The sequence below is a fragment of the Streptomyces sp. NPDC002130 genome, from assembly GCF_040296465.1.
In the GTDB taxonomy this organism is placed as follows: domain Bacteria; phylum Actinomycetota; class Actinomycetes; order Streptomycetales; family Streptomycetaceae; genus Streptomyces.
In genome coordinates, this window is sequence record NZ_JBEOXI010000064.1 from 1 (window position 1) to 21,832 (window position 21,832).

General features: G+C 70.3%; 16 protein-coding genes and 1 pseudogene. 10 read left to right on the forward strand and 7 right to left on the reverse strand.

The genetic code is table 11. The annotated features are described in order from the left end of the window. The 5 genes and pseudogenes from ABT116_RS14975 to ABT116_RS14995 form a co-directional block, all read right to left on the reverse strand. Nucleotides 1-226 (reverse strand): annotated as a pseudogene (locus ABT116_RS14975) (hypothetical protein); the annotation flags it as partial. Beyond that, complete coding sequence (locus ABT116_RS14980; RefSeq protein ID WP_351632707.1) at nt 223-345, reverse strand: hypothetical protein; 123 nt, start codon at nt 343-345, stop codon at nt 223-225. The pseudogene ABT116_RS14975 and the gene ABT116_RS14980, both read right to left, overlap by 4 nt. Further along, complete coding sequence (locus ABT116_RS14985) at nt 342-1,997, reverse strand: ABC transporter substrate-binding protein (protein ID WP_351632709.1); 1,656 nt, start codon at nt 1,995-1,997, stop codon at nt 342-344. The genes ABT116_RS14980 and ABT116_RS14985 overlap by 4 nt, the downstream gene beginning before the upstream one ends. A gap of 45 nt (nt 1,998-2,042) precedes the next feature. Continuing rightward, nucleotides 2,043-2,915 (reverse strand): carbohydrate ABC transporter permease, encoded by an 873-nt coding sequence (locus ABT116_RS14990; protein ID WP_351632712.1) that lies wholly within the window; start codon nt 2,913-2,915, stop codon nt 2,043-2,045. Next, on the reverse strand, nt 2,909-3,901 hold the full coding sequence (locus ABT116_RS14995) for an ABC transporter permease (protein WP_351632715.1): 993 nt from the start codon (nt 3,899-3,901) through the stop codon (nt 2,909-2,911). Before ABT116_RS14995 ends, ABT116_RS14990 begins: the two co-directional genes overlap by 7 nt. Before the next feature lie 230 nt (nt 3,902-4,131). On the opposite strand from ABT116_RS14995, the gene ABT116_RS15000 reads away from it, so the two are divergent. Next, nucleotides 4,132-5,151 (forward strand): acetylxylan esterase, encoded by a 1,020-nt coding sequence (locus ABT116_RS15000; protein ID WP_351632718.1) that lies wholly within the window; start codon nt 4,132-4,134, stop codon nt 5,149-5,151. 42 nt (nt 5,152-5,193) lie between these two features. Here the strand turns inward: ABT116_RS15000 and ABT116_RS15005 are convergent, their stop codons facing one another. Then, nucleotides 5,194-5,604 carry an MmpS family transport accessory protein gene (locus ABT116_RS15005; RefSeq protein ID WP_351632720.1) on the reverse strand — a complete coding sequence of 137 codons (411 nt, stop codon included), beginning with the start codon at nt 5,602-5,604 and terminating at the stop codon, nt 5,194-5,196. 379 nt (nt 5,605-5,983) lie between these two features. Between ABT116_RS15005 and ABT116_RS15010 the strand changes: the two genes are divergently transcribed. The 7 genes from ABT116_RS15010 to ABT116_RS15040 all read left to right on the forward strand — a co-directional run bounded on the left by ABT116_RS15010 (nt 5,984) and on the right by ABT116_RS15040 (nt 16,893). After that, entirely contained in the window at nt 5,984-7,042 is a 1,059-nt protein-coding gene (locus tag ABT116_RS15010) for a lytic polysaccharide monooxygenase auxiliary activity family 9 protein (RefSeq protein ID WP_351632723.1), read from the forward strand. A gap of 124 nt (nt 7,043-7,166) precedes the next feature. Further along, complete coding sequence (gene murJ, locus ABT116_RS15015) at nt 7,167-8,855, forward strand: murein biosynthesis integral membrane protein MurJ (RefSeq protein ID WP_351632725.1); 1,689 nt, start codon at nt 7,167-7,169, stop codon at nt 8,853-8,855. Between the two features lie 437 nt (nt 8,856-9,292). Continuing rightward, nucleotides 9,293-12,280 carry a SpoIIE family protein phosphatase gene (locus ABT116_RS15020; protein WP_351632728.1) on the forward strand — a complete coding sequence of 996 codons (2,988 nt, stop codon included), beginning with the start codon at nt 9,293-9,295 and terminating at the stop codon, nt 12,278-12,280. Then, nucleotides 12,280-13,362: a sugar ABC transporter substrate-binding protein gene (locus ABT116_RS15025; RefSeq protein ID WP_351632730.1), complete on the forward strand. Its 1,083-nt coding sequence runs from the start codon at nt 12,280-12,282 to the stop codon at nt 13,360-13,362. Before ABT116_RS15020 ends, ABT116_RS15025 begins: the two co-directional genes overlap by 1 nt. 14 nt (nt 13,363-13,376) lie before the next feature. Further along, entirely contained in the window at nt 13,377-14,156 is a 780-nt protein-coding gene (locus ABT116_RS15030; RefSeq protein WP_351632732.1) for an ATP-binding cassette domain-containing protein, read from the forward strand. After that, nucleotides 14,153-15,451, forward strand: a complete 1,299-nt coding sequence (locus tag ABT116_RS15035) for a sugar ABC transporter permease (protein ID WP_351632735.1) — start codon at nt 14,153-14,155, stop codon at nt 15,449-15,451. The genes ABT116_RS15030 and ABT116_RS15035 overlap by 4 nt, the downstream gene beginning before the upstream one ends. Before the next feature lie 86 nt (nt 15,452-15,537). Further along, nucleotides 15,538-16,893 carry an ABC transporter substrate-binding protein gene (locus ABT116_RS15040; RefSeq protein ID WP_351632737.1) on the forward strand — a complete coding sequence of 452 codons (1,356 nt, stop codon included), beginning with the start codon at nt 15,538-15,540 and terminating at the stop codon, nt 16,891-16,893. A 93-nt stretch (nt 16,894-16,986) separates the two neighbouring features. Here ABT116_RS15040 and acnA read toward each other — a convergent pair whose 3' ends face one another. Further along, nucleotides 16,987-19,704, reverse strand: coding sequence for an aconitate hydratase AcnA (gene acnA / locus ABT116_RS15045; protein ID WP_351632739.1), 2,718 nt, complete (start codon nt 19,702-19,704; stop codon nt 16,987-16,989). Nucleotides 19,705-19,994: 290 nt separating this feature from the next. On the opposite strand from acnA, the gene ABT116_RS15050 reads away from it, so the two are divergent. Further along, entirely contained in the window at nt 19,995-20,195 is a 201-nt protein-coding gene (locus tag ABT116_RS15050) for a DUF4236 domain-containing protein (RefSeq protein WP_351632742.1), read from the forward strand. A gap of 84 nt (nt 20,196-20,279) precedes the next feature. Next, nucleotides 20,280-21,809: a helix-turn-helix domain-containing protein gene (locus ABT116_RS15055; RefSeq protein ID WP_351632745.1), complete on the forward strand. Its 1,530-nt coding sequence runs from the start codon at nt 20,280-20,282 to the stop codon at nt 21,807-21,809. The last annotated feature ends 23 nt before the right edge of the window (nt 21,810-21,832 follow it).

Sequence of the window (21,832 nt, forward strand, 5' to 3'; positions counted from 1 at the left end):
GGTGGTGGAGGGCGTAGAGCGCGGCGGACAGGGCCGGCCCGAGGGGCAGCAGGCACAGGGCCGCGAGGGGCAGGTTGGCGGGGTCGGGGCCGAGCAGAAGCAGCCCGGCCAGGCCCGGGGAGGCGGTGAGGAGGAGCAGCGCCTCGACGGTCAGGAGGGTGTGGATCAGGGCGCAGGCGCGGGAGAGGGTTCCGGTGCCGAAGCCGGAGGTGCGCACGGTGCTCATGCGGCGGCCTCCCGGCCGGGCGGCCGCCGCGCGTGCCGGACGCCCTGCCGCGCGGAGGGCCGGTGCACCGCCGTGCCCCAGGTGAGCCGGCCGCTCGGCACGTCGGGGACGCGGATCACCCGTTCTCCTTCTTGAACCGCTCGTAGGCCTTGTTGTGCAGGTCGACGAGCTGCTGCATGTTCTTCGACTTCAGCTCGGCGAGGTAGGAGTTCCACTGGGACAGCGGGCGCTTGCCGAGGACGAACTGGAGGGTGTTCTGGATGACGTGGTCCTTGAGCGGGGTCTCCCAGAGGGTGGCCTGCTCCTGCTCGAAGGACTGGAGAGGATGGGCCGGGTCGATGGGGAGCTGCTCGCGCTGGGCCATGGCGTCCTGGAACTTCTTCTCGTCCGGGCTGAACATCGAGGAGACGAGTTCCCAGCTGCCGCCGTAGGCGAAGACGCCGTTGTAGAAGCCGAAGTCCTTCTGCATGTCTTTCGGGGCGTCCGGGTCGGAGCCCATGAGGCTGATGCCGGGCTTCGGCCTGTACCGGCCTGCGGAGCGTGTGTGGGTGACGCCCTCGACGCCCCAGCGGGCCAGCCGCTGGCCCTCGTCGGAGTACCAGAGCCAGTCCACGAACTGCATCAGGGCGACGAAGTTGTCGCTCTTCAGCGCCTTGCTGGAGATCATGACACCGTTCTCCAGCCGGCTGCCGCCCAGCACGACGGGGCCGGCGGGCCCGAGTGGTACCGGCACCATCTCGATCTTCGCGCCCTTGACCTGCTTCTCCAGGTTGTACCGGTAGTCCTGCACCAGCACCTGGGGGTTGGCGCTCATCGCGTAGCACTTCTCGGCGAGCAGTTTCTGCAGCGCCTGGTCGTCGGTCTGGCTGAAGCTCTCGGGGTCCATGAGCTTCTCGGCGACGAGCCTGCGCAGGTACTCGATCATCTGGCGGTAGGCGTCCTGCGCGCCGGTGAAGACGTACTTCTGCGCCTTGTGGTCGAAGCTGATGTTGTCGTACGTCCAGCCGGATCTGACGCCGAAGGCCTGGCCGAGGTAGCTGAACAGGGCGCCGCACGGGAACGGGGTGTTGGTGCTCCAGCGGTCGGTGAGGGGGTACTTGCCGGGATGCTCCTCCTTGAGCGCCTTGAGGACGTCGTACACCTCGTCCCAGGTGGTGGGCAGGCTCAGGCCGTGCTTGTCGAGGACGTCCGTGCGGAAGGACAGCGAGTAGCCGGCCTTGGCCTTCTCGTGCAGGCCGGGCAGCAGGTAGTAGCTGCCGTCGGACTGGCGGATCGAGTCGAGCTCGGGCTCCAGCTTCCACTTGCGGACCTTCTCGCGGAAGTTGGGCATCAGCTTCACGTAGTCGCTGACCGGGAGGATCGCGCCCGAGGAGACGAAGGCGACCTCCGAGGGGTGGTACGTCTTCGGGATCAGGAAGGGTGCGTCACCCGCGCCGATCAGCACGCTGCGCTTCTTCTCGTAGTCGGCGAGCGGCACGTCGATCGGCTTGAGGGTCACGCCGGTGCGCTTGGTCAGTTCCTTCCAGAAGAGCCAGTCGTCCTTCATCGGGTAGACCGGGTTGTTGTTGTGCAGCACGGCGAAGGACAGCGGCCGGGAGGCTTTGAACTGCTGCCCGGCCCGGTAGTTCTTCATGGCCCCGTCCTGCTTCTTGGACAGGTCCTTGCCGTCCCCGCCGTCGTCACCGCCGCCGCAGCCGGTGACCGTGGCGAGGCCGATGAAGCCGGCGGCGGCGAGTACCTGGCGCCGCGACAGCTGCCCTGCGTTCTTCACGGGAACTCCCTTGTTCCGTAGTCGACTTGCGGACCGGTGCGGCGGTCAGCCCTTGACCGCGCCGAGCATCACGCCCGAGACGAAGTAGCGCTGGACGAACGGGTACACGCAGAGGATCGGCAGGGCGGTGAGGACGATGGTGACCGACTGGATGTTGGCGCCGACCTGGCTGAGCTGCTCGGTTCCGGCACCGGCGTTGCCGCCGCCGGTGGCGCCCTGGATGAGGTTGCGCAGGTAGACCGTGACCGGCATCAACTCGGTCCGGTCCATGTAGAGGAACGCGCTGAACCAGGAGTTCCAGAAGGACACCGAGTAGAAGAGCACCATGGTCGCCACGACCGCCTTGGACAGCGGCAGCACGATCCTCAGCAGGGTGCCGTAGGTGCTCAGGCCGTCGATCTGCGCGGCCTCCTCCAGCTCCGTCGGCAAATTCTCGAAGAAGGCCTTCATCACCAGCAGGTTGAAGACGCTGATCGCGTTGGGCAGGGCGATCGCCCACACGCTGTTCTTCAGGCCGAGGCTGGTGACCAGGATGTAGTTCGGGATCAGGCCGCCGGTGAAGAACATGGTGAACACGGCGATGCCGACGAGCAGGCCACGGCCCTTGAGGTGCTTCTTCGACAGGACGTAGGCGTAACAGGTCGTCAGAACCATGGCGACCGCCGTCGCCACGACCGTGTACAGCACGGTGTTGCCGTAGTTGCGCCAGAACATCGAGTCCTGGAACACGATCCTGTACGTGGTGAGGTTGAAGCCCTTGGGCAGCAGGGTCACCTCACCGGCCCGGATCTGCCGCTCCCCGCTGAAGGACCGCGCGAGGATGTTGACGAACGGGTAGAGGGTGACCAGCACGACGAGCGTGAGGACCACCCCGTTGACGCCCTGGAAGGCCCGGTACGAGCGGCTCGGCCTCACCACAGGCTCGTCCCCACCGTGCGGCGCGAGAGGGTGTTGGCGGACGTGATCAGGACCAGGCCGATGATCGCCTCGAACAGTCCGATGGCGGCGGCGTAGCTGAAGCTGTTGGACTCCACGCCGGAGCGGTAGACGTACGTCGAGATCACATCCGCGGTGGGATAGGTCAGCGGGTTGTACAGCAGCAGCACCTTCTCGAAGCCGACCGCCATGAACGTGCCGACGTTGAGGATCAGCAGCGTGATCATGGTGGGGCGGATGCCGGGCAGGGTGACGTGCCAGATCTGCCGCCAGCGGCCCGCGCCGTCGATGCGGGCGGCCTCGTACAGGTCCTCGTCGATCGTGGTGAACGCGGCGAGGTAGAGGATCGTGCCCCAGCCGGCGGTCTGCCAGATCTCGGAGCCGACGTAGACGGTGCGGAACCACCCGGGTTCCTGGATGAAGCGGACCGGGTCGTGACCGAGCAGGCCGAGGACGTGGTTGACCGGGCCGTCGCTCGCCAGCATCTGCATCGTGATGCCCGCGACGATCACGATCGACAGGAAGTGCGGGAGGTACGACACCGACTGCACGAACCGCTTCAGGGAACGCCGGTGCACCTCGTTCAGCAGCAGCGCGAGCACGATCGGGATCGGGAAGCAGAAGACGAGCGTGAGCCCGCCCAGCCACAGGGTGTTGCGGAACACCTGCCAGAAGGTGGGGTCGCCGAGGAACATCCGCACATAGCGCAGGCCCACCCATTCCTCACCGAAGATCGAACCGCCGGGCTCGAAGCGCCGGAAGGCGATCACGTTGCCGATCATCGGCAGGTAGCGGAAGACCAGGAAGAACAGCAGCGGCAGGATCGCCAGCGAGTACAGCTGCCAGTCGCGGCGCAGTGCCCGCCGCCATCCGGTCCGGTCGCGCGCCCGCTTGCCGCGCCGGGGAGCGGCCCGGGCCGGCGGCTGGTCCTGGGTGCCCGGCGGGGCCGGTGTGGTGGACGTGCTCATTGCTCGGGCCTCCCGTGGACATGGGACGCGGAACCGAAACTTTCGAGCTCTTGCCGGTAACTTGCGGCAACTTAGGGGGCTCAGAAAGCGCTGTCAATGGGTGCTGCGGCACTCGGACGGGACGCATGTGGCGCGTTGGAATCCCTTCGGCGCTGGGTAGGACCCTGGAGTCAACTCCCCTGCCCGGCCGCAAGTTTCTGGATGACCACCGACTCCTGCGAGGTGTCGCCGTGCCCGCGTTCGACCTGTCGCCGACCGAACTGGAGCGCCACCGCCCGGACATCGAGGAGCCCGCCGACTTCGACGCGTTCTGGCAGGACACCCTGGAGGCGGCCGGGGCGGCTGACCCTGTGGTGTCGGTCCGGCGGGTGGAGACGGGTCTTCGGCTGACGCAGACCTGGGACGTGACGTTCCGGGGTTTCTCGGGCGACCCGGTGCGGGCGTGGTTCAGCCGGCCGGCCGGGGTGGGTGAACCGCTGCCCGCCGTGGTCGAGTTCGCCGGCTACGGGCGCGGCCGGGGCCTTCCGCACGAGCGTCTGACGTGGGTCAACGCCGGGTACGCGCATCTGCTCATGGACAACCGCGGCCAGGGCGACCAGTACGGGTGCGGCGGCGACACACCCGATCCGCACGCCGTCGCGCCGGGCGGGCCCGGGCCGGCGGTGCGCGGGCTGCTCGCCGCCGAGGACTACCACTACCGGCGCCTGATCACGGACGCGGTGCGTGCCGTCGCGGCCGTACGGGAGCTGCCGGGTGTCGATCCCGGGCGGATCGCCGCCGTGGGCAACAGCCAGGGGGGCGGACTGGCCCTGGCGGTCGCGGGGCTCGTGCCCGGCCTGGCGGCTCTGCTGACCACGGCGCCGCTGCTGTGCGGGATCCGGCGCGCCCTGGACCTCACGGACGCCGGGCCCTACGGCGAGATCGCCGCCTACCTCTCCGTCCACCGGGGCGCCGAGCGTGCCGCTTTTCGCACCCTCTCTTATGTCGAGGGCGTCTCCTTCGCCCGCCGCGCGCAGGCCCCGGCCCACTTCGGGGTGGGCCTGCGGGACACGGTGTGCCCGCCGAGCGGGGCGTACGCCGCCTTCAACCGCTACGCGGAACTGACCGGCACGGACCCGCGCAGGGAGATCCACGCCTATCCGTTCAACGGACACGAGGGCGGCGACGCGGTGCAGGTGCGGCGCCAACTGGATTGGCTGCGAGGGATGCTGGACCGACAGTGGGGCGACGCGAGGTCGGCCCGCCGATGACGCAGCCCGGAGGCTGCGCCATCCTGCCGTCCGCTACCCGGGTCACCCCCCGACCGGGGACTCCGCGGTGCAGCCGCCGGCGCTCACCAGACCCTCGGCACTCTGCTCCTCGATCACCTTGCCCTTGTGGATGATCTTGCAGGTGATCTGGGAGCCCTCGGGGTCCGCGGCGACCGGCATGACCGCCGCGGGCATGATGCCGCGCAGCGTGACCGTCTTCTTCCAGGGCAGCTCTGGCTTCGACACCGACTCGATCTTCGGCTCCATGGCTTTGCCCCCGCCGCCGTGGAATTCGATCGAGTCGATGTTCTTCCCCGTCACCTCGTAGGTGACCTCGTACGTCTCGTCCACCGCCTTGTCGACCTGGTCGACCGCCTCGGAGCAGGCGGTGAGGCCGAGCGCGAGACCGGTGACGGCGACGGAACAGACGGCTGCGCGAATTGTGCGCTTCAAAGGGATCCCCCCGGATCATGAAGGTCGAGTCCCGCAGCCAACCGCAAAGGTAAAGTAAAGTCAACTTCCTTTGTGCGCAGGCCTGCTGGGCCATCGCAGCCGACGGCCGTCCGCCACTCCTCCCGCTCTCCGGTGGAGGCGTTCCGCGCATCAGCAGGGCCCCCGGTCCAGGCCCTTGCCTCCGAGCCGTTTACATCTGTGCCGCAGGGCGCTAACTTCCGCAACAGGCGGGATGGGAGCGCTCCCATATCGGTGGACCGGAACCCGCCCCTCGAGTCGCTCCCATCCCGCGCTTCCGCACACACACATCCGCAGGCCCGTACCCCCACGAACGGATGGTGCTGTCATGATCCCGACAAGTGAGCCGGGAGGATCCACGATGCCCCGACCAGCGCTCCCCTCCCGGGCCAGAGCCCTCTTCCTCGTGCTGCTCTCCCTCCTCGTCACCGTCCCGGCCATCGGCCTGGTCATGACGTCCGGTGGCGAGGCGGAGGCGCACGGCACCCCCATGAAGCCCGGCAGCCGTACCTTCCTGTGCTGGCAGGACGGTCTGACGGACACCGGCGAGATCAAGCCGGTCAATCCCGCCTGCCGAGGCGCGCAGCAGGTCAGCGGCACCACGCCGTTCTACAACTGGTTCTCGGTGCTCCGCTCGGACGGTGCCGGACGCACCAAGGGCTTCGTACCGGACGGCGAGCTGTGCAGCGGCGGCAACACCAACTTCACCGGGTTCAACACGCCCAGCAAGGACTGGCCGCTCACCCATCTCACCTCGGGCGCGACGGTCGACTTCTCGTACAACGCCTGGGCGGCGCACCCGGGTTGGTTCCACGTCTACATCACCAAGGACGGCTTCGACCCGACCAGGACGCTCACCTGGAACGACATGGAGGACCGGCCGTTCCTGAGCGTCGACCACCCGCCGCTGAACGGCTCCCCGGGCACGGTCGAGGCCAACTACTCCTGGACCGGCAAGCTCCCCGACAACAAGTCGGGCCGCCACATCATCTACATGGTCTGGCAGCGCTCCGACAGCCAGGAGACCTTCTACTCCTGCTCAGACGTCGTCTTCGACGGCGGCAACGGCGAGGTGACCGGCATCAAGGAGCCGGGCAACCCGACCGAGCCGGTGCCCGGCACCTGCACAGCCACCCGGAAGACAACCGGCACCTGGAACGGCGGCTACCAGTCCGAGGTGACCGTCACCAACACCGGCACGGTCCCGATGCTCGGCTGGATGGTCGACTGGACCCTCCCGACGGGCCAGAAGGTCGAAAGCCTGTGGAGCGGCAGCGCCACCTACAACGGCCGGGCGGTGATGGTCCACAACGCCGACTGGAACGGCTCCCTCGCACCAGGCAAGAGCACGACGTTCGGATATGTCGTCTCCGGGGCGGGGGGTGACAGTACGAGCAGTCTGCCCTGCCGGGTGGGCTGAACCACCGGACGAGACGGGCCCGGTGACCGGGGCGACGGTGACCGGGCCCGTCGGCACGACAGCCGCCGGGCGGAGGGCGCCGGCCGGTTCCCTCCCCGGATTCCCCGCCGCGTAGGTTGGCGCCATGGTGGAGGGGGCGAAGGCCGCGACCCAGTCGGCGGCCACGAGCGAACAGGCCGGAGAACGACGGCCGGTGCGGAGCGGCAAGGGGGAACGGGGCGGACCGGCCCGCTCGTCCCTGTGGATGGCACTGGGCACGATGGTGTCCCGGGCGACGGGGCTGATCCGGCAGGTGCTCCAAGGGGCGGCGCTGGGCACGGGGCTGCTGGCGAGCACGTACAACACGGCGAACACCGTGCCGACGAGCCTGTACACCCTCGTGATCGGCGGTGCGCTCAACGCCGTGCTGGTGCCGCAGCTGGTCCGGGCGCGGGCCACCGAGGCCGACGGTGGCAGGGCCTATGAGCAGCGGCTGGTGACGCTCGTCCTGTGCGTCCTGGCCGCCGGGACGGCGCTGGCCGTGTGGGCCGCGCCGCAGATCGTGGGCCTGTACATGCGCGACACCGCGGACAGCCACGAGGCGTTCGAACTGACCGTGGTCTTCGCCCGGTTCCTGCTGCCGCAGATCTTCTTCTACGGCCTGTTCGGCATTCTGGGACAAGTGCTGAACGCCCGGGAGAAGTTCGGCGCGATGATGTGGACGCCGGTGCTGAACAACGTCGTGCTGATCGGCATGTTCGCCGCGTACCTGGGGCTGATGACGGTCCCGGACCGGGTGGAGGACATCACCGCGACGCAGGTGCGGCTGCTGGGGCTGGGTACGACGGCCGGTATCGCTCTCCAGGCCCTCGCGCTGATCCCCTTCCTGCGCTCCGCGGGCTTCCGGTTCCGGCCACGCTTCGACTGGCGGGGCACCGGCCTGGGCAGGAGCGTCCACGCCGCCAAGTGGACGTTGCTGTTCGTGCTGGTCAACCAGGTCGCGCTGACCGTGGTGACGAACTTCGCCAACGCGGCGGACCAGGCGCTGCCGGATGCCGGTGCCGGCTACTCGGCCTACATGTACGCGCAGACCATCTGGATGCTGCCGCAGTCGATCGTGACCGTCTCCCTGGTGACCGCGCTGCTGCCGCGGATGAGCCGGGCCGCCGCGGAGGGCCGGGTCGCCGAGCTGCGTGCCGATCTCTCGCGGGCGCTGCGTGTCAGCGGGGTCGTCATCGTGCCGGCCGGGTTCCTCTTCCTGGCGCTGGGCCCCCAGATCTCTTCGCTGCTGTTCGCCCACGGGGCGGCCGACGCGGCATCCGCCCAGCCGCTCGGGCAGATGCTCCAGGCGTTCGGGCTCGGACTGATCCCGTTCTCGGCGCAGTACCTCCTCCTGCGGGCCTTCTACGCCTTCGAGGACACCCGCACCCCGTTCTTCATGGCGACGTGGATCGCCGCGGTGAACATCGCGCTGGTCACCCTCTGCCACCTGTTGCTGCCCGCGCGCTGGGCGGTGACCGGTATGGCCGGTGCCTACACCGTGTCGTACCTGGCCGGGCTGGTCGTCACGGCATGGCGGTTGCGCGGCAGGCTCGGCGGCCGGCTCGATGAAGGGGAGTTGCGCCGCACGTACACGAAACTGGTGGGCGCTGCCGCCCTGGCCGCGGGACTGGGCTGGGGAGCCGCCCGGGGCTGCGCCGCGTCGCTGGGCACCGGCACCTGGCCCACCGCCTTGGGCCTCGCTGCGGGGACGCTCGTGATGGCGGCGGGCTACCTCGCCCTGGCCCGCCTGATGGGGGTCGGCGAACTGCGCGGCTTCGCCGGTCGGCGGTGATGGTTTCGGGAGCAGGCCGGGCCCTCGGATGGCCGGGACCGGTGCTGGGGAGAGTGACCGTGAGGCTCGCTTGACCTGCGGCGATGGCGGTCTGATCGGGTGGTCGGGGTCGTGATTGCCGGAGCGGCTCCGCGGTGATCTCGCTTCTCCGGGTGGGCCCTGCCGCGCGACACCAGCCGGGCGGCGTACCGGGATGCCTGGGGGGTGATCGGGCCCCGCGAGAGGTGCCGACCCAACCGGGCCCATCGCCCCATATGTCGGTGTTATCCAGGTGTGCGATTCTGTTGTGTGGGTGCCCTGCCGCTCGTGTGCGGCGTGGATCCGCCATGGGAGGCGCGACCCCGCGCCGCCGGTCCCGTGCCCGCGTCGTCGTCGCCTGAGTTCCGGGGACTCTCACCTGCCGGTGGCTGCGGCAAGGACGGGAGGTGGATGCGGACATGCCCCACTACGGCGATGCCCGGGCCGCGATCCCCGGTCTTCGGGCGCCGGGGGACGGGGGCACCGGTCCGCCTCGCCCCGCTCCGGAACCGGCCGCGCGAGCCCGGCTCCTGGCGTTCGCGGGAGTGACGCTCGCGGCGGTGTACGTACGGGGCGAGGACGGGGCCGAGCTGCGGCTGGTGGAGACGGCCGGGGCCGGGGCCGGGACCGAGCAGCGGCACCGGTTGCCGGGGCGGGTGGCAGTCCCGGTTCCGGGCGGAACTCCCGGCGCGGGATCGAGCGGTTCCCCCGGGCCGACGCCGGACGTCGACACCCCCGGCGCCCCTCCCCCCGTCCCTTCCCCCGGTGCCGGTCCCGGCGCTACCCCTTCCGGCCCGGACGCGGGAGGCGGCGGCCCGGCCGTCGCCGAGGCCTATCTGCGGGGGCGGCCCGTGTGGCTCGCGGGCGTGGTACTCGCCCGAGGGGAGGACGGCGTGGCCGCCTCCGCCCCGCTCGGGGCCCTGCCGCTGGGAGCCGCGGGCGGCTGGCTGGGGTGTCTCGTCGTGGTGGGAGAGGCCGGCGAGGGGTTCGGGACCGAGCAGCGGGAGTTCCTGGAGCGGTACGCCGAGGCCGTCGCCGAGCGGCTGCGGGGCGAGGCCGACCGGTCGGCGCCCTCGCCGCTGCTGGATTCGGCCCTGCGCGCCATGGGAGTCGGCTCCTTCGCCCTGTCGCCCGGGACCGGGCTGGTCGAGACGGACCCGGCGTTGCTCGAACTCGTCGGCATCCCCGAGGGCGGTTTCGACGGCAAGACGGACACCCTGCTCTCGGTCAGCGTGCCGGAGGACGTCCCCGCGCTCATGTCGGTCATCGAGCCGTCCGCGCAGGCCCCGGGCCGCCGTGAGCTGGAGTTCCGTATCCGCAGGCCCACCGGTGAACTGTGCTGGCTGCGGCTGAACTGCCGCGTGCTGAAAGGGCCCGACGGCGCTCCCGAGCGGGTACTGGGCGTGGTGAGCGCGGCGCCCGTGCTGCGCCGCAGCGCCAGCGACGTCGCCCGGATCCAGTGGCTGACGGCCGCGCTCGACGACGCCACGACCGTCCGGGACGTCAGCCGGGTCGTCGTCGCCGCGTTGCGCGAGCCGCTGGGTGCCGACCGGGTGGCGCTGGCCGAGCTGCTGGAGGACCGGCTGGCGGTCACCGTGCTCGATCCGCCGGGCGCCGGTGCCTGGCCGGAGCTGTGGCGCCGTGAGTGGCGCTCGGAGTGGCCCGACGCGCCGGTCTCCGCCCTGCCCACGCTCCAGGCGGCACTGCGGGACGGGCGGATGAGCCTGTGGCCGGCGGGTTCCGTCCTGGAACCGGGGCTCGCGGGGATCGGCCCCGGCGGGCTCGCGGTGCTGCCGCTGCCTGCCAGGAGCGGGGTGGCCGGGGTGTGCCTGGTCGGCTGGGACACCCGGCACGAGTTCGCGCCCGAGGAGCGGGCCCTGCTGACCGCGACCGCCGGCCTGGTCGGGCAGGCCCTCAAGCGCGCGCACGCCTACGACGCCGAGCAGGAACTCGCGACGATGCTCCAGCGCAGCCTGCTGCCGCGCCGGCTCCCCAAGCTGCCCGGGGGCACGGCCGTGGCCCGCTATCTGCCCGCCCGGCGCGGGCTCCAGGTGGGCGGCGACTGGTACGACGTGATCGCGCTGTCGGAGAGCAAGGTGGCCCTGGTCATCGGGGATGTGCAGGGCCACAGCGCCGGGGCCGCGACGATCATGGGCCAGATGCGTACGGCGGTTCGCGCCTACGCCGTGGAGGGACATCCGCCGGATGTGGTCGTCGCGCACGCCAACCGGCTGCTCGTCGGTATGGAGACCGACCTGTTCGCCACCTGCTGCTACGTCGAGCTGGACATGGAGGAGGGCAACGCGCTGTTCGTGAGGGCGGGGCATCTTGCACCGCTGGCGCGGCATCCCGACGGCCAGACCGCGGAGATCGCGGTCGAGGGCGGGCTCCCGCTGGGCGTCCTCGAGGACGCGGATTTCCCGTTGACGGCGCTCGCGCTGGCCCCGGGCTCGGTACTCGCGCTGGTGACGGACGGACTGGTCGAATCGGCGGACCTGCAGGTGGACGAGGGGATGCGGCTCGTGCGCCAGGCGCTCGCCGCGGCCGATCCCGCCGACCCGGGACGGATGGCCGACGAGCTGCTCGGCGAGGCCGGGCGGCGTGAGGACGACGTGGCGGTGCTGCTGCTGCGCTACGACGGGATGCGGGTACGGCCGGTGCGGGCGGGCTGGGTGGTGTGGCGGCTGCCGGACGCGGTGATGCACGCCCGCCGGTTCAGCGCGCGCACGCTGCGTTCGTGGGGCATCGCGGCCGAGGCCGACACCGTCCTGCTGGTGGTGTCGGAGCTGGTCACCAACGCGCTGGTGCACACGCAGGGCGCGGTGCGGGTGGAACTGACCCTGGCGGCGGACCGGCTGCGGGTGACCGTGAGCGACTCCTCACCGCGGGCACCGGCCAAGCCCGTGGTCGTGGACTGGGAGTCGACGGGCGGGCGTGGGCTCTTCCTGGTCGAGGCCATGTCGGCGGCCTGGGGTTCGGTGCCGGTGGGCGGCGGCAAGCAGGTGTGGAGCGAGATCGTCGTCACCCGCCGGGAGACGGAGCCCGGTCAGGAGCCGGACGAGGAGCCGGAGACCGAGCCGGAGGAGGAGCGCAGGCCGGGCCGCGTCTGGGGCCTGGGCCGCGACCGGACCTGGGGCCTGGGCCGCAACCGGGACCGCCGCAGGGCCCGCAACCAGGGGCCGCGCCGCAACGACGAGCAGGCCACGCGCCCTGCCGGTGCCCCGGCCGCGGACCGCGACGACGAACAGGCCACGAACCGTACCGGCGACCAGGCCACGCACCCCGCCGGCGACCAGGCCACGGACCGCAACGGCGACCACGCCACGGACCGTGCCGGCGATGTGGCCGCGCGCCCGACCGGCGACCAGGTCGTGCGCGACCCCGGAACCCACGAGGGAGGCCCCTGATGCGTGGCCTCGGTCTGCGCGGTGCCGCCGGGCTGATGGCGGTCCTGCTGGCCGTGTCCCTCGCCGGGTGTACGGACGGCGGCGGGGAGGGCGAGGGCGAGCTGACCATCGGGCTGCTGCTGCCCAGCCGGGCCGTGCCCCGCTGGGAGAAGTCGGACCGGCCCCTGATCGAGAAGCGGGTCAAGGAGCTGTGCTCCGGATGCAGGGTCGTGTACGCCAACGCCGAGAACGACGCGGCGAGCCAGCGGCAGCAGATGACCTCCATGATCACCCGGGGCGTCTCGGCCCTGCTCCTGGACGTCGTCGACCCCAGGGCCCTGCGCTCCTCGGTGCACGCGGCGCAGCGCGAGGGCATCCCGGTCGTCGCCTACGACCGCCTCGCCGAAGGCCCGATCTCGGGTTTCGTCAGTTTCGACGGCGCCGAGGTCGGCAGGCTCCAGGGCCAGGAGCTCCTGAACGGCATGGACGCCAGGGCCGACGGTGGCGGTGTCGTCATGGTGAACGGCGACCCCTCCAGCCCCAACGCCGCCTGGTACGAGGGCGGGGCGCGGGCCGTCCTCCGGGACGAGGTGCGGATCCTGAAGTCGTACGACACCCTGGGGTGGCGTACGGAGAACGCGCACGACCACATGTCCGCCGCAATCAGTGACCTCGGCCCGAACGCGATCGACGGGGTGCTCGCGGCCAACGACTCCATCGCGGCCGGTGTCATCTCGGCTCTCAAGAGCGCCCGTGTCTCGCCGCTGCCCCCGGTCACCGGGCAGGACGCCGACCTCGACGCCGTGCAGCGCATCGTCGAGGGCGAGCAGTACATGACCGTCTACAAGCCGTTCCGGCTGGAGACCGAGGCGGCCGCCGCGATGGCCGTGGCCCTGGCCCGCGGCAACGACATCGACGCCCTGGTCACGACGAAGGTGGACAGTCCCACGACCCAGGACGTCCCGGCGATCCTGCTCACGCCCACCGCCGTGACGCGCGAGACGATCGGCCGGACGCTGATCCGCGACGGTGTCTACACGCTCGACCAGATCTGCACCTCGAAGTTCCGCTCGGCCTGTGTCCGCGCCGGGCTCACCCGGTGAGCGAGGTGGTCTCCGTGGCATATCCCCCCGTACTGGCGTTGCGTGGCATCACCAAGCGGTTCGGCGGCGTCCAGGCGCTGGTGGACGTCGACCTGCAGGTCCGGGCCGGTGAGGTCGTGGCCCTGGCGGGCGACAACGGAGCGGGCAAGTCCACGCTGGTCAAGGTGATCTCCGGGGTCAGCCCCGCCGACCGGGGCGTCATCGAGTGGGAGGGGCGCCTCGTGCAGATCAAACGCCCGCACGACGCCCACGCCCTGGGCATCGCGACCGTCTACCAGGACCTCGCCATGTGCGACAACCTGGACGTCGTCGGCAATCTCTTCCTCGGCCGTGAGATCGACCGGGTGGGCGTCCTCGACGAGGTGGAGATGGAGCGCCGTGCCCGTGACCTGATGCGCGCGCTGTCGATCCGCATCCCCGACGTGCGGGTGCCGGTCGCCGCGCTGTCGGCCGGGCAGCGGCAGGCCGTCGCGATCTCCCGCTCGCTGATGGGCACCCCCAAGGTGCTGCTGCTCGACGAGCCCACCGCCGCCCTCGGTGTGGAGCAGACCAGTCATCTGCTCGACCTGATCGAGGAGGTCCGCGACCGCGGTATGGCGATCATCCTCATCAGTCACAACATGGGCGACATCAAGGCCGTCGCGGACCGGGTCGCCGTGCTGCGTCTGGGCCGCAACAACGGTCTGTTCGACGTGAGCACCGTGACCCAGGAGCAGATCATCTCCTCCGTCACGGGGGCGGCGGACAACGCCGTGGCCCATCGGTCGAAGGGCGACGAGGAGGCGTGGCCGTGAGCCGCGGCGGGCCGCACCGGGACGGCGGACCGGCGGGACCGGGCAGCGCCGGGCCGGTCACCACCGATCGGGAACAGGGCGCCGCCCGCGGCTGGCGGGACAGTGTGCGCCAGTACGCGCTGGAGGTGCGTGGCAGCGTGCGGGGCGGAGAGCGGGGGCCGCTGCTGGTTCTCGCCGGGCTGCTCGTGATCTGGATCGTCTTCCAGGGGCTGGACGACAAGTTCCTCTCGCCGCGCAACCTGTCCAACCTCAGCGTGGACATCGTCGGCACCGGGCTGGTCGCCGTCGGGATCGTGTTCGTGCTGCTGATCCGGGAGATCGATCTGTCGGTCGGCTCGGTCAGCGGCCTGGCGGGTGCGGCGTTCGCCGTGCTGAACGTGAACCACGGGGTGCCGGAGTGGCTGGCGGTGATCGTGGCGGTGGCCGCGGGGACGGCCGTGGGCGCCTTCCACGGGTTCTTCCACGCCTGGCTGGGCGTGCCCGCGTTCGTGGTGACGCTGGCCGGGCTGCTGATCTGGAACGGCCTGACGCTCTACCTGCTGGGGGCCAGCGGCACGATCAACATCGACGAGGAGGGCCTGGTCGCCTCCCTGACCAGCCGGCACTTCGGCGACGACCTGGTGGCGTACGTGGTCGCCGCGCTCGGCACGGCCGGGTACTTCCTGGCCGCCCACCGCCGGCGGAGCCGCCACCGGGCGGCCGGAATGCCCTACCGGACGGAGGGCGACATCGGGCTGCGCACCGGACTCCTCGCAGTCGTCGCCTTCGCCGGTGCCCACACCCTCAACCGGTTCCAGGGGCTGCCGCTGGCGCTGCTGATCTTCCTGGTGGTCCTGGTCGTCTCGGACTACCTGTTGCGCCGCACCCGCTACGGGCGGCGAGTGTACGCGCTCGGCGGCGGGGTCGAGGCGGCGCGACGGGCGGGTATCGGGGTGGAGCGGGTGCGGGTCGCGATGTTCATGGTGTCGGGGACGCTGGCCGCGTTCGGCGGGCTGTTCGTGGCGTCGGGACTCACCTCGGCGAGCCCCACGACGGCCCGTGCGGCCGGTTCCGGAATGCTGCTGATCAACGCCATCGCGGCGGCCGTCATCGGCGGGACCAGTCTGTTCGGCGGGCGGGGCTCACCCTGGTCGGTGCTGCTGGGTGTGGTGGTGATCCAGTCGATCGCCTCGGGGATGGGGCTGCTGGGGGTCCAGGACGCCGTGCAGTTCATGATCACCGGCGGGGTGCTGCTGGCCGCCGTGGCGGCCGACGCGCTGTCCAGACGCGACCAGGCCCGACGCGGCCGGCCATGAACCGCGGCGTGCCGGAAATGCTCTGATTATTCTGTTTCTCACGGAATGCCTAATAAAAGGCAAAGGTGGGTAGGGGCCGGGATGTCATGAAACGCAGCCGCCTCACCCAGGCGGCCGTGGCCCTCACGGTCGCCACCGGTCTGGTCCTCGCCGGGTGCGGGGACACCGATCTGCCCGGCGGCGAGGAGCAGGCGGAGCTCAGCGTCCTCGCGACGGACGTGCCGCAGATCCAGACCCTGAAGAAGCTCACCAAGAGGCATTTCACGGCGGAGACCGGCATCACCGTCGACTACACGCTGCTGCCGGAGAACGAGGCGCGGGAGAAGATGAACCGCGAGTTCGCGACCCAGGCCGGCACCTACGACGTGGCGAGCGTCAGCGCGTACGAGGTGCCGATCTACGCGGACAACGGCTGGCTCGCCCCGCTGGACGCCTATGTGAAGGCCGACAAGGACTTCGACCAGGACGACGTCTTCCCGAACCTGACGTCCTCGCTGACCGGAGAGGACGGCAAGCTCTACGCCGAGCCGTTCTACGGCGAGGGCTCCTTCCTGATGTACCGCAAGGACCTGTTCCGCAAGGACGGGCTGACCATGCCGGCGAACCCGACCTGGAAGCAGGTCGCCGACCTCGCCGCCCGGGTCGACGGAACCGACGGCGCGAGCGGCATCTGCCTGCGCGGCCTGCCCGGCTGGGGCCAGAACCTCGCCCCGATCAACACGGTCGTCAACACCTTCGGCGGCGCCTGGTACGACATGGACTGGAACGCCCGGCTGACCTCACCGGAGTTCAAGGAGGCCGTCGGGTTCTACGTCGACCTGCTCCGCTCCCACGGCCAGCCCGATCCCGAGCGGATGGGCGTGCTGGAGATCCTGGACAGCTTCGTCGAGGGCAAGTGCGCCATGATGTACGACGCCACGTCGCTGGCCTCGTCGATCGAGGCCGACAGTTCCCCGGTCAAGGGCAAGGTGGGGTACGTCCCGGCCCCGCACGAGAAGACCGACAAGGCCGGCTGGCTGTGGACCTGGGCCTGGGGCATCCAGCAGGCGTCCGAGCACAAGGACGCCGCCTGGGAGTTCATCTTCTGGGCCTCCTCCAAGCAGTTCCAGGAACTGGTCGGCCAGGAGATGGGCTGGACCTCGGCGCCCGCCGGGAACCGCGAGTCGCTCTACGACAAGCCCGAGTACCAGCAGGCGGCCGGTGCCTGGTACCGGCAAGAGTACACGGCGGCGACGGACTCCGCCGACCCGAAGGACCCGGGCGTCGGCCCCCGCCCCTACACCGGCATCGGCTTCCTCGGCATCCCCGAGTTCGCCGTGCTGGGGACGGCGGTGTCCGAGCAGATCGCCGCGGCCATCGCCGGCCGGCAGTCCGTGGACGCGGCCCTCGACAAGGCGCAGGACCTCGCCCAGGCCGCCGCGGCGAAGTACCGCGGCGGGTGACCCGGCCGCCGCTCGCCGGGGCGGTCCGCGAACGGCGCGGGCCGCGCCCCCGGTCACCCGGGAACGCGGCCCTCGAACTGCCGCCGGGTCCGCTTACTTGCGGATCAGGCTGCGCAGCACGTACTGCATGATGCCGCCGTTGCGGTAGTAGTCCGCCTCGCCGGGGGTGTCGATGCGGACGACCGCGTCGAACTCGACGCCGGTGTCGGTGGTGACCTTCACCGTGCGCGGGGTGGTGCCGTTGTTGAGCTCCTCGACGCCGGTGAAGTCGAAGGTCTCCTCACCGGTGAGGCCGAGGGACGCGGCGGTCTGGCCCTCCGGGAACTGCAGCGGCAGGACGCCCATGCCGATGAGGTTGGAGCGGTGGATGCGCTCGTAGGACTCGGCGATGACGGCCTTGACGCCCAGGAGCGCGGTGCCCTTGGCGGCCCAGTCGCGGGACGAGCCGGAGCCGTACTCCTTGCCGGCCAGGACGACCAGCGGGATGCCGGCGGCCTGGTAGTTCTGCGAGGCGTCGTAGATGAACGACACCGGCGCGTCCGCCTGGGTGAAGTCGCGGGTGTAGCCGCCCTCGGTGCCCGGCGCGATCTGGTTGCGCAGGCGGATGTTGGCGAACGTACCGCGGATCATGACCTCGTGGTTGCCTCGGCGGGAGCCGTAGGAGTTGAAGTCACGACGCTCGACACCGTGCTCGGTGAGGTACTTGCCCGCCGGGGTGTCGGCCTTGATGGCGCCGGCCGGGGAGATGTGGTCGGTGGTGACCGAGTCGCCCAGCTTGGCCAGCACCCGGGCGCCGGAGATGTTCTCGACCGGGGCCGGCTCGTGGGCCATGCCCTCGAAGTACGGGGGCTTGCGCACGTAGGTCGACTCGGTGTCCCACTCGAAGGTGTTGCCGGTCGGGATGGGCAGCGCCTGCCACTGGGCGTCGCCCGCGAAGACGTCGCTGTAGGACTTGGCGAACATGTCCTCGCCGATGGCGTTGGCGACGACGTCGTTCACCTCGGCCTCGGAGGGCCAGATGTCCTTCAGGAAGACCGGGTTGCCGTCCTGGTCGGTGCCCAGGGCGTCCCGGGTGATGTCGACCTTCATGGAACCGGCGAGGGCGTAGGCCACGACCAGCGGCGGGGACGCCAGGTAGTTCATCTTGACGTCGGGGTTGATCCGGCCCTCGAAGTTCCGGTTGCCGGACAGGACCGAGGTGACCGCGAGGTCGTGGTCGTTGACGGCCTTGGAGACCTCCTCCGGCAGCGGGCCGGAGTTGCCGATGCAGGTGGTGCAGCCGTAGCCGACGAGGTTGAAGCCGACCTTGTCGAGGTACGGGGTCAGGCCCGCCTTCTCGAAGTAGTCGGTGACGACCTTGGAGCCCGGGGCGAGGGTGGTCTTGACCCACGGCTTGCGGGTCAGGCCCTTCTCCACCGCCTTCTTGGCCACCAGCGCGGCGGCGACCATGACGTACGGGTTGGAGGTGTTGGTGCAGGAGGTGATGGCCGCGACCGTCACCGCACCGTGGTCGATCTCGTACGACGAGCCGTCGGGGGCGGTCACGGTGACCGGGTTGGACGGGGTGCCGTTCGGGATCGTCGAGGGCGCGTCGGAACCCGGGAAGGACTCCTTGCTGGCCTCGTACTCGTCGTTGACGTAGTTGCGCACGTCCTGCGCGAACTGCTCGGCGGCGTTGGCGAGGACGATGCGGTCCTGCGGGCGCTTCGGGCCGGCGATGGACGGCACGACGGTCGACAGGTCGAGTTCGAGCTTCTCGGAGAAGTCGGGCTCGGCGGCCGGGTCGAGCCAGAGGCCCTGCTCCTTGGCGTACGCCTCGACCAGCGCGAGCTGCTGCTCGCTGCGGCCGGTGAGCCGCATGTAGTTGATGGTCTCGTCGTCGATCGGGAAGATCGCGGCGGTGGAGCCGAACTCCGGCGACATGTTGCCGATGGTGGCGCGGTTGGCCAGCGAGGTGGCGGCGACGCCCTCGCCGTAGAACTCGACGAACTTGCCGACGACGCCGTGCTTGCGCAGCATCTCGGTGATGGTCAGCACGAGGTCCGTGGCGGTGGTGCCCGCCTGGAGCTCGCCGGTGAGCTTGAAGCCGACGACGCGCGGGATGAGCATGGAGACCGGCTGGCCGAGCATGGCGGCCTCGGCCTCGATGCCGCCGACGCCCCAGCCGAGCACGCCGAGGCCGTTGACCATGGTGGTGTGCGAGTCGGTGCCGACCAGGGTGTCCGGGTAGGCCTTGCCCTCGCGGACCATGACGACACGGGCCAGGTGCTCGATGTTCACCTGGTGGACGATGCCGGTGCCGGGCGGGACGACCTTGAACTCGTCGAAGGCGGTCTGGCCCCAGCGCAGGAACTGGTAGCGCTCCTTGTTGCGGCCGTACTCCAGGTCGACGTTCTGCTTGAAGGCGTCGTTGGTGCCGAACTTGTCGGCGATGACGGAGTGGTCGATGACCAGCTCGGCCGGGGCGAGGGGGTTGATCTTCGCCGGGTCGCCGCCCAGCTCCTTGACGGCCTCACGCATGGTCGCGAGGTCCACGACACAGGGAACGCCGGTGAAGTCCTGCATGATCACGCGGGCCGGCGTGAACTGGATCTCCTGGCTGGGCTGGGCCTGCGAGTCCCATCCACCGAGGGCACGGATGTGGTCGGCGGTGATGTTCGCGCCGTCCTCGGTGCGGAGCAGGTTCTCCAGCAGGACCTTGAGGCTGTAGGGAAGGCGGGCCGAGCCCTCCACCTTGTCCAGCCGGAAGATCTCGTACGACTCGTCGCCCACCTGCAGCGTGCTGCGGGCGTCGAAGCTGTTCGCCGACACGACAGTCTCCTTCATTGATGTGCGCGTACCACCACGATCCTGCCGCCACGGCATCTTGGCCGATCCGCTAAGGTAAGGCTAAGTTAGGTCACCCTTACCGCCGGATTCGATGGCGGCGTGCGGCTGCGGTGCTCTCTCGGCAGATATCTCGATGTCGAGATAACTCTAGTACACGAGCGCCCGATGGTCATGCCCCGGCGCCCCTCATGCGGTCATGCGCGCCCTTTTCCCGGGTATCCGAACCAGGTATCCGAACCGCGTATCCATGCACAACGGAGGAGGAGACAGGCATGCCGCTCACGTTCCGCAAGAGTTTCCGGATCCTTCCGGGGGTGCGACTGAACATCAACAAGCGCTCCTGGTCCATCACCACCGGCGGCGGAAAGAACGGCCCGCGCCACACCCGCAGCAGCACAGGACGTCGTACGACATCGATGGATCTGCCCGGACCTTTCGGATGGCGGCGCACCACGAGGGCGAGCCGACACTGAGGATCCCGGACGGGACTGACGTCGTGTCACCCGTTCGGACCCCCCGATCGAGTGTCATCTCATATCTGAGATAACCTCAGCCTCATGGCAGACGACTACCTCGTACGCATCGGCAAGCTCATCCGTGACGCCCGGCAGCACCGTGGCTGGACGCAGTCGCAGCTGGCCGAGGCGCTCGGCACCAGCCAGAGCGCCGTCAACCGGATCGAGCGCGGCAACCAGAACATCAGCCTTGAGATGATCGCGCGCATCGGGGAGGCCCTCGACAGCGAGATCGTGTCGCTCGGCTACGCCGGTCCGATGCACCTGCGGGTGGTCGGCGGGCGCCGGCTGTCCGGTGCCATCGACGTGAAGACGAGCAAGAACGCGTGCGTGGCGCTGCTGTGCGCCTCACTGCTCAACGAGGGGCGCACGGTGCTGCGCCGCGTCGCCCGCATCGAGGAGGTGTACCGGCTCCTCGAGGTGCTGAGCTCCATCGGCGTGCGCACCCGGTGGATCAACGACGGCGTCGACCTGGAGATCGTGCCGTCGGCCGAGCTGAACCTCGCGGCGATCGACGCGGACGCGGCCCGCCGCACCCGCTCAATCATCATGTTCCTCGGCCCGCTGCTGCACCGCATGGACCACTTCAAGCTGCCGTACGCCGGCGGCTGCGACCTCGGCACGCGCACGGTCGAGCCGCACATGATCGCGCTGCGCCGCTTCGGCCTGGACATCGCCGCCACCGAGGGCCAGTACCACGGCCGGGTGGACCGCGCGGTCAGCCCGGACCGCCCGATCGTCCTGACCGAACGCGGCGACACGGTCACCGAGAACGCCCTTCTCGCGGCCGCCCGGCACGACGGCATCACCGTCATCCGCAACGCCTCCTCCAACTACATGGTCCAGGACCTCTGCTTCTTCCTGGAGGCGCTCGGCGTCAAGGTCGACGGCATCGGCACGACCACGCTCACCGTGCACGGCGTGCCCACCATCGACGTGGACGTGGACTACTCCCCCTCCGAGGACCCGGTCGAGGCGATGAGCCTGGTCGCGGCGGCCGTCGTCACCGAGTCGGAGCTGACGGTGCGCCGGGTGCCGATCGAGTTCCTGGAGATCGAGCTGGCCGTGCTGGAGGAGATGGGCCTCGACCACGACCGCACGCCCGAGTACTTCGCCGACAACGGCCGTACCCGGCTGGTGGACCTCACCGTCCGGCCCTCCAAGCTGGAGGCGCCGATCGACAAGATCCACCCCATGCCGTTCCCCGGCCTGAACATCGACAACGTCCCGTTCTTCGCGGCCATCGCGGCGGTCGCGCAGGGCCAGACCCTCATCCACGACTGGGTCTACGACAACCGTGCGATCTACCTGACCGACCTGAACCGCCTCGGCGGCAGGCTCCAGCTCCTGGACCCCCACCGCGTCCTGGTGGAGGGCCCGACCCGCTGGCGCGCCGCCGAGATGATGTGCCCGCCGGCCCTGCGTCCCGCGGTGGTCGTCCTGCTGGCGATGATGGCGGCCGAGGGCACGTCGGTGCTGCGCAACGTGTACGTCATCAACCGGGGTTACGAGGACCTGGCGGAGCGGCTGAACTCGATCGGGGCGCAGATCGAGACGTTCCGGGACATCTGACGATCGGATGCCGCCGAACTCCG

Excerpts from the sequence above, each read along its gene's own strand:
- ABT116_RS14995 (WP_351632715.1), bottom strand. The coding sequence starts at position 3,901 with ATGAGCACGTCCACCACACCGGCCCCGCCGGGCACCCAGGACCAGCCG.
- ABT116_RS15010 (WP_351632723.1), top strand. The coding sequence starts at position 5,984 with ATGCCCCGACCAGCGCTCCCCTCCCGGGCCAGAGCCCTCTTCCTCGTG.
- murJ (WP_351632725.1), top strand. The coding sequence starts at position 7,167 with ATGGTGGAGGGGGCGAAGGCCGCGACCCAGTCGGCGGCCACGAGCGAA.
- ABT116_RS15020 (WP_351632728.1), top strand. The coding sequence starts at position 9,293 with ATGCCCCACTACGGCGATGCCCGGGCCGCGATCCCCGGTCTTCGGGCG.
- ABT116_RS15025 (WP_351632730.1), top strand. The coding sequence starts at position 12,280 with ATGCGTGGCCTCGGTCTGCGCGGTGCCGCCGGGCTGATGGCGGTCCTG.
- ABT116_RS15040 (WP_351632737.1), top strand. The coding sequence starts at position 15,538 with ATGAAACGCAGCCGCCTCACCCAGGCGGCCGTGGCCCTCACGGTCGCC.
- ABT116_RS15050 (WP_351632742.1), top strand. The coding sequence starts at position 19,995 with ATGCCGCTCACGTTCCGCAAGAGTTTCCGGATCCTTCCGGGGGTGCGA.
- ABT116_RS15055 (WP_351632745.1), top strand. The coding sequence starts at position 20,280 with ATGGCAGACGACTACCTCGTACGCATCGGCAAGCTCATCCGTGACGCC.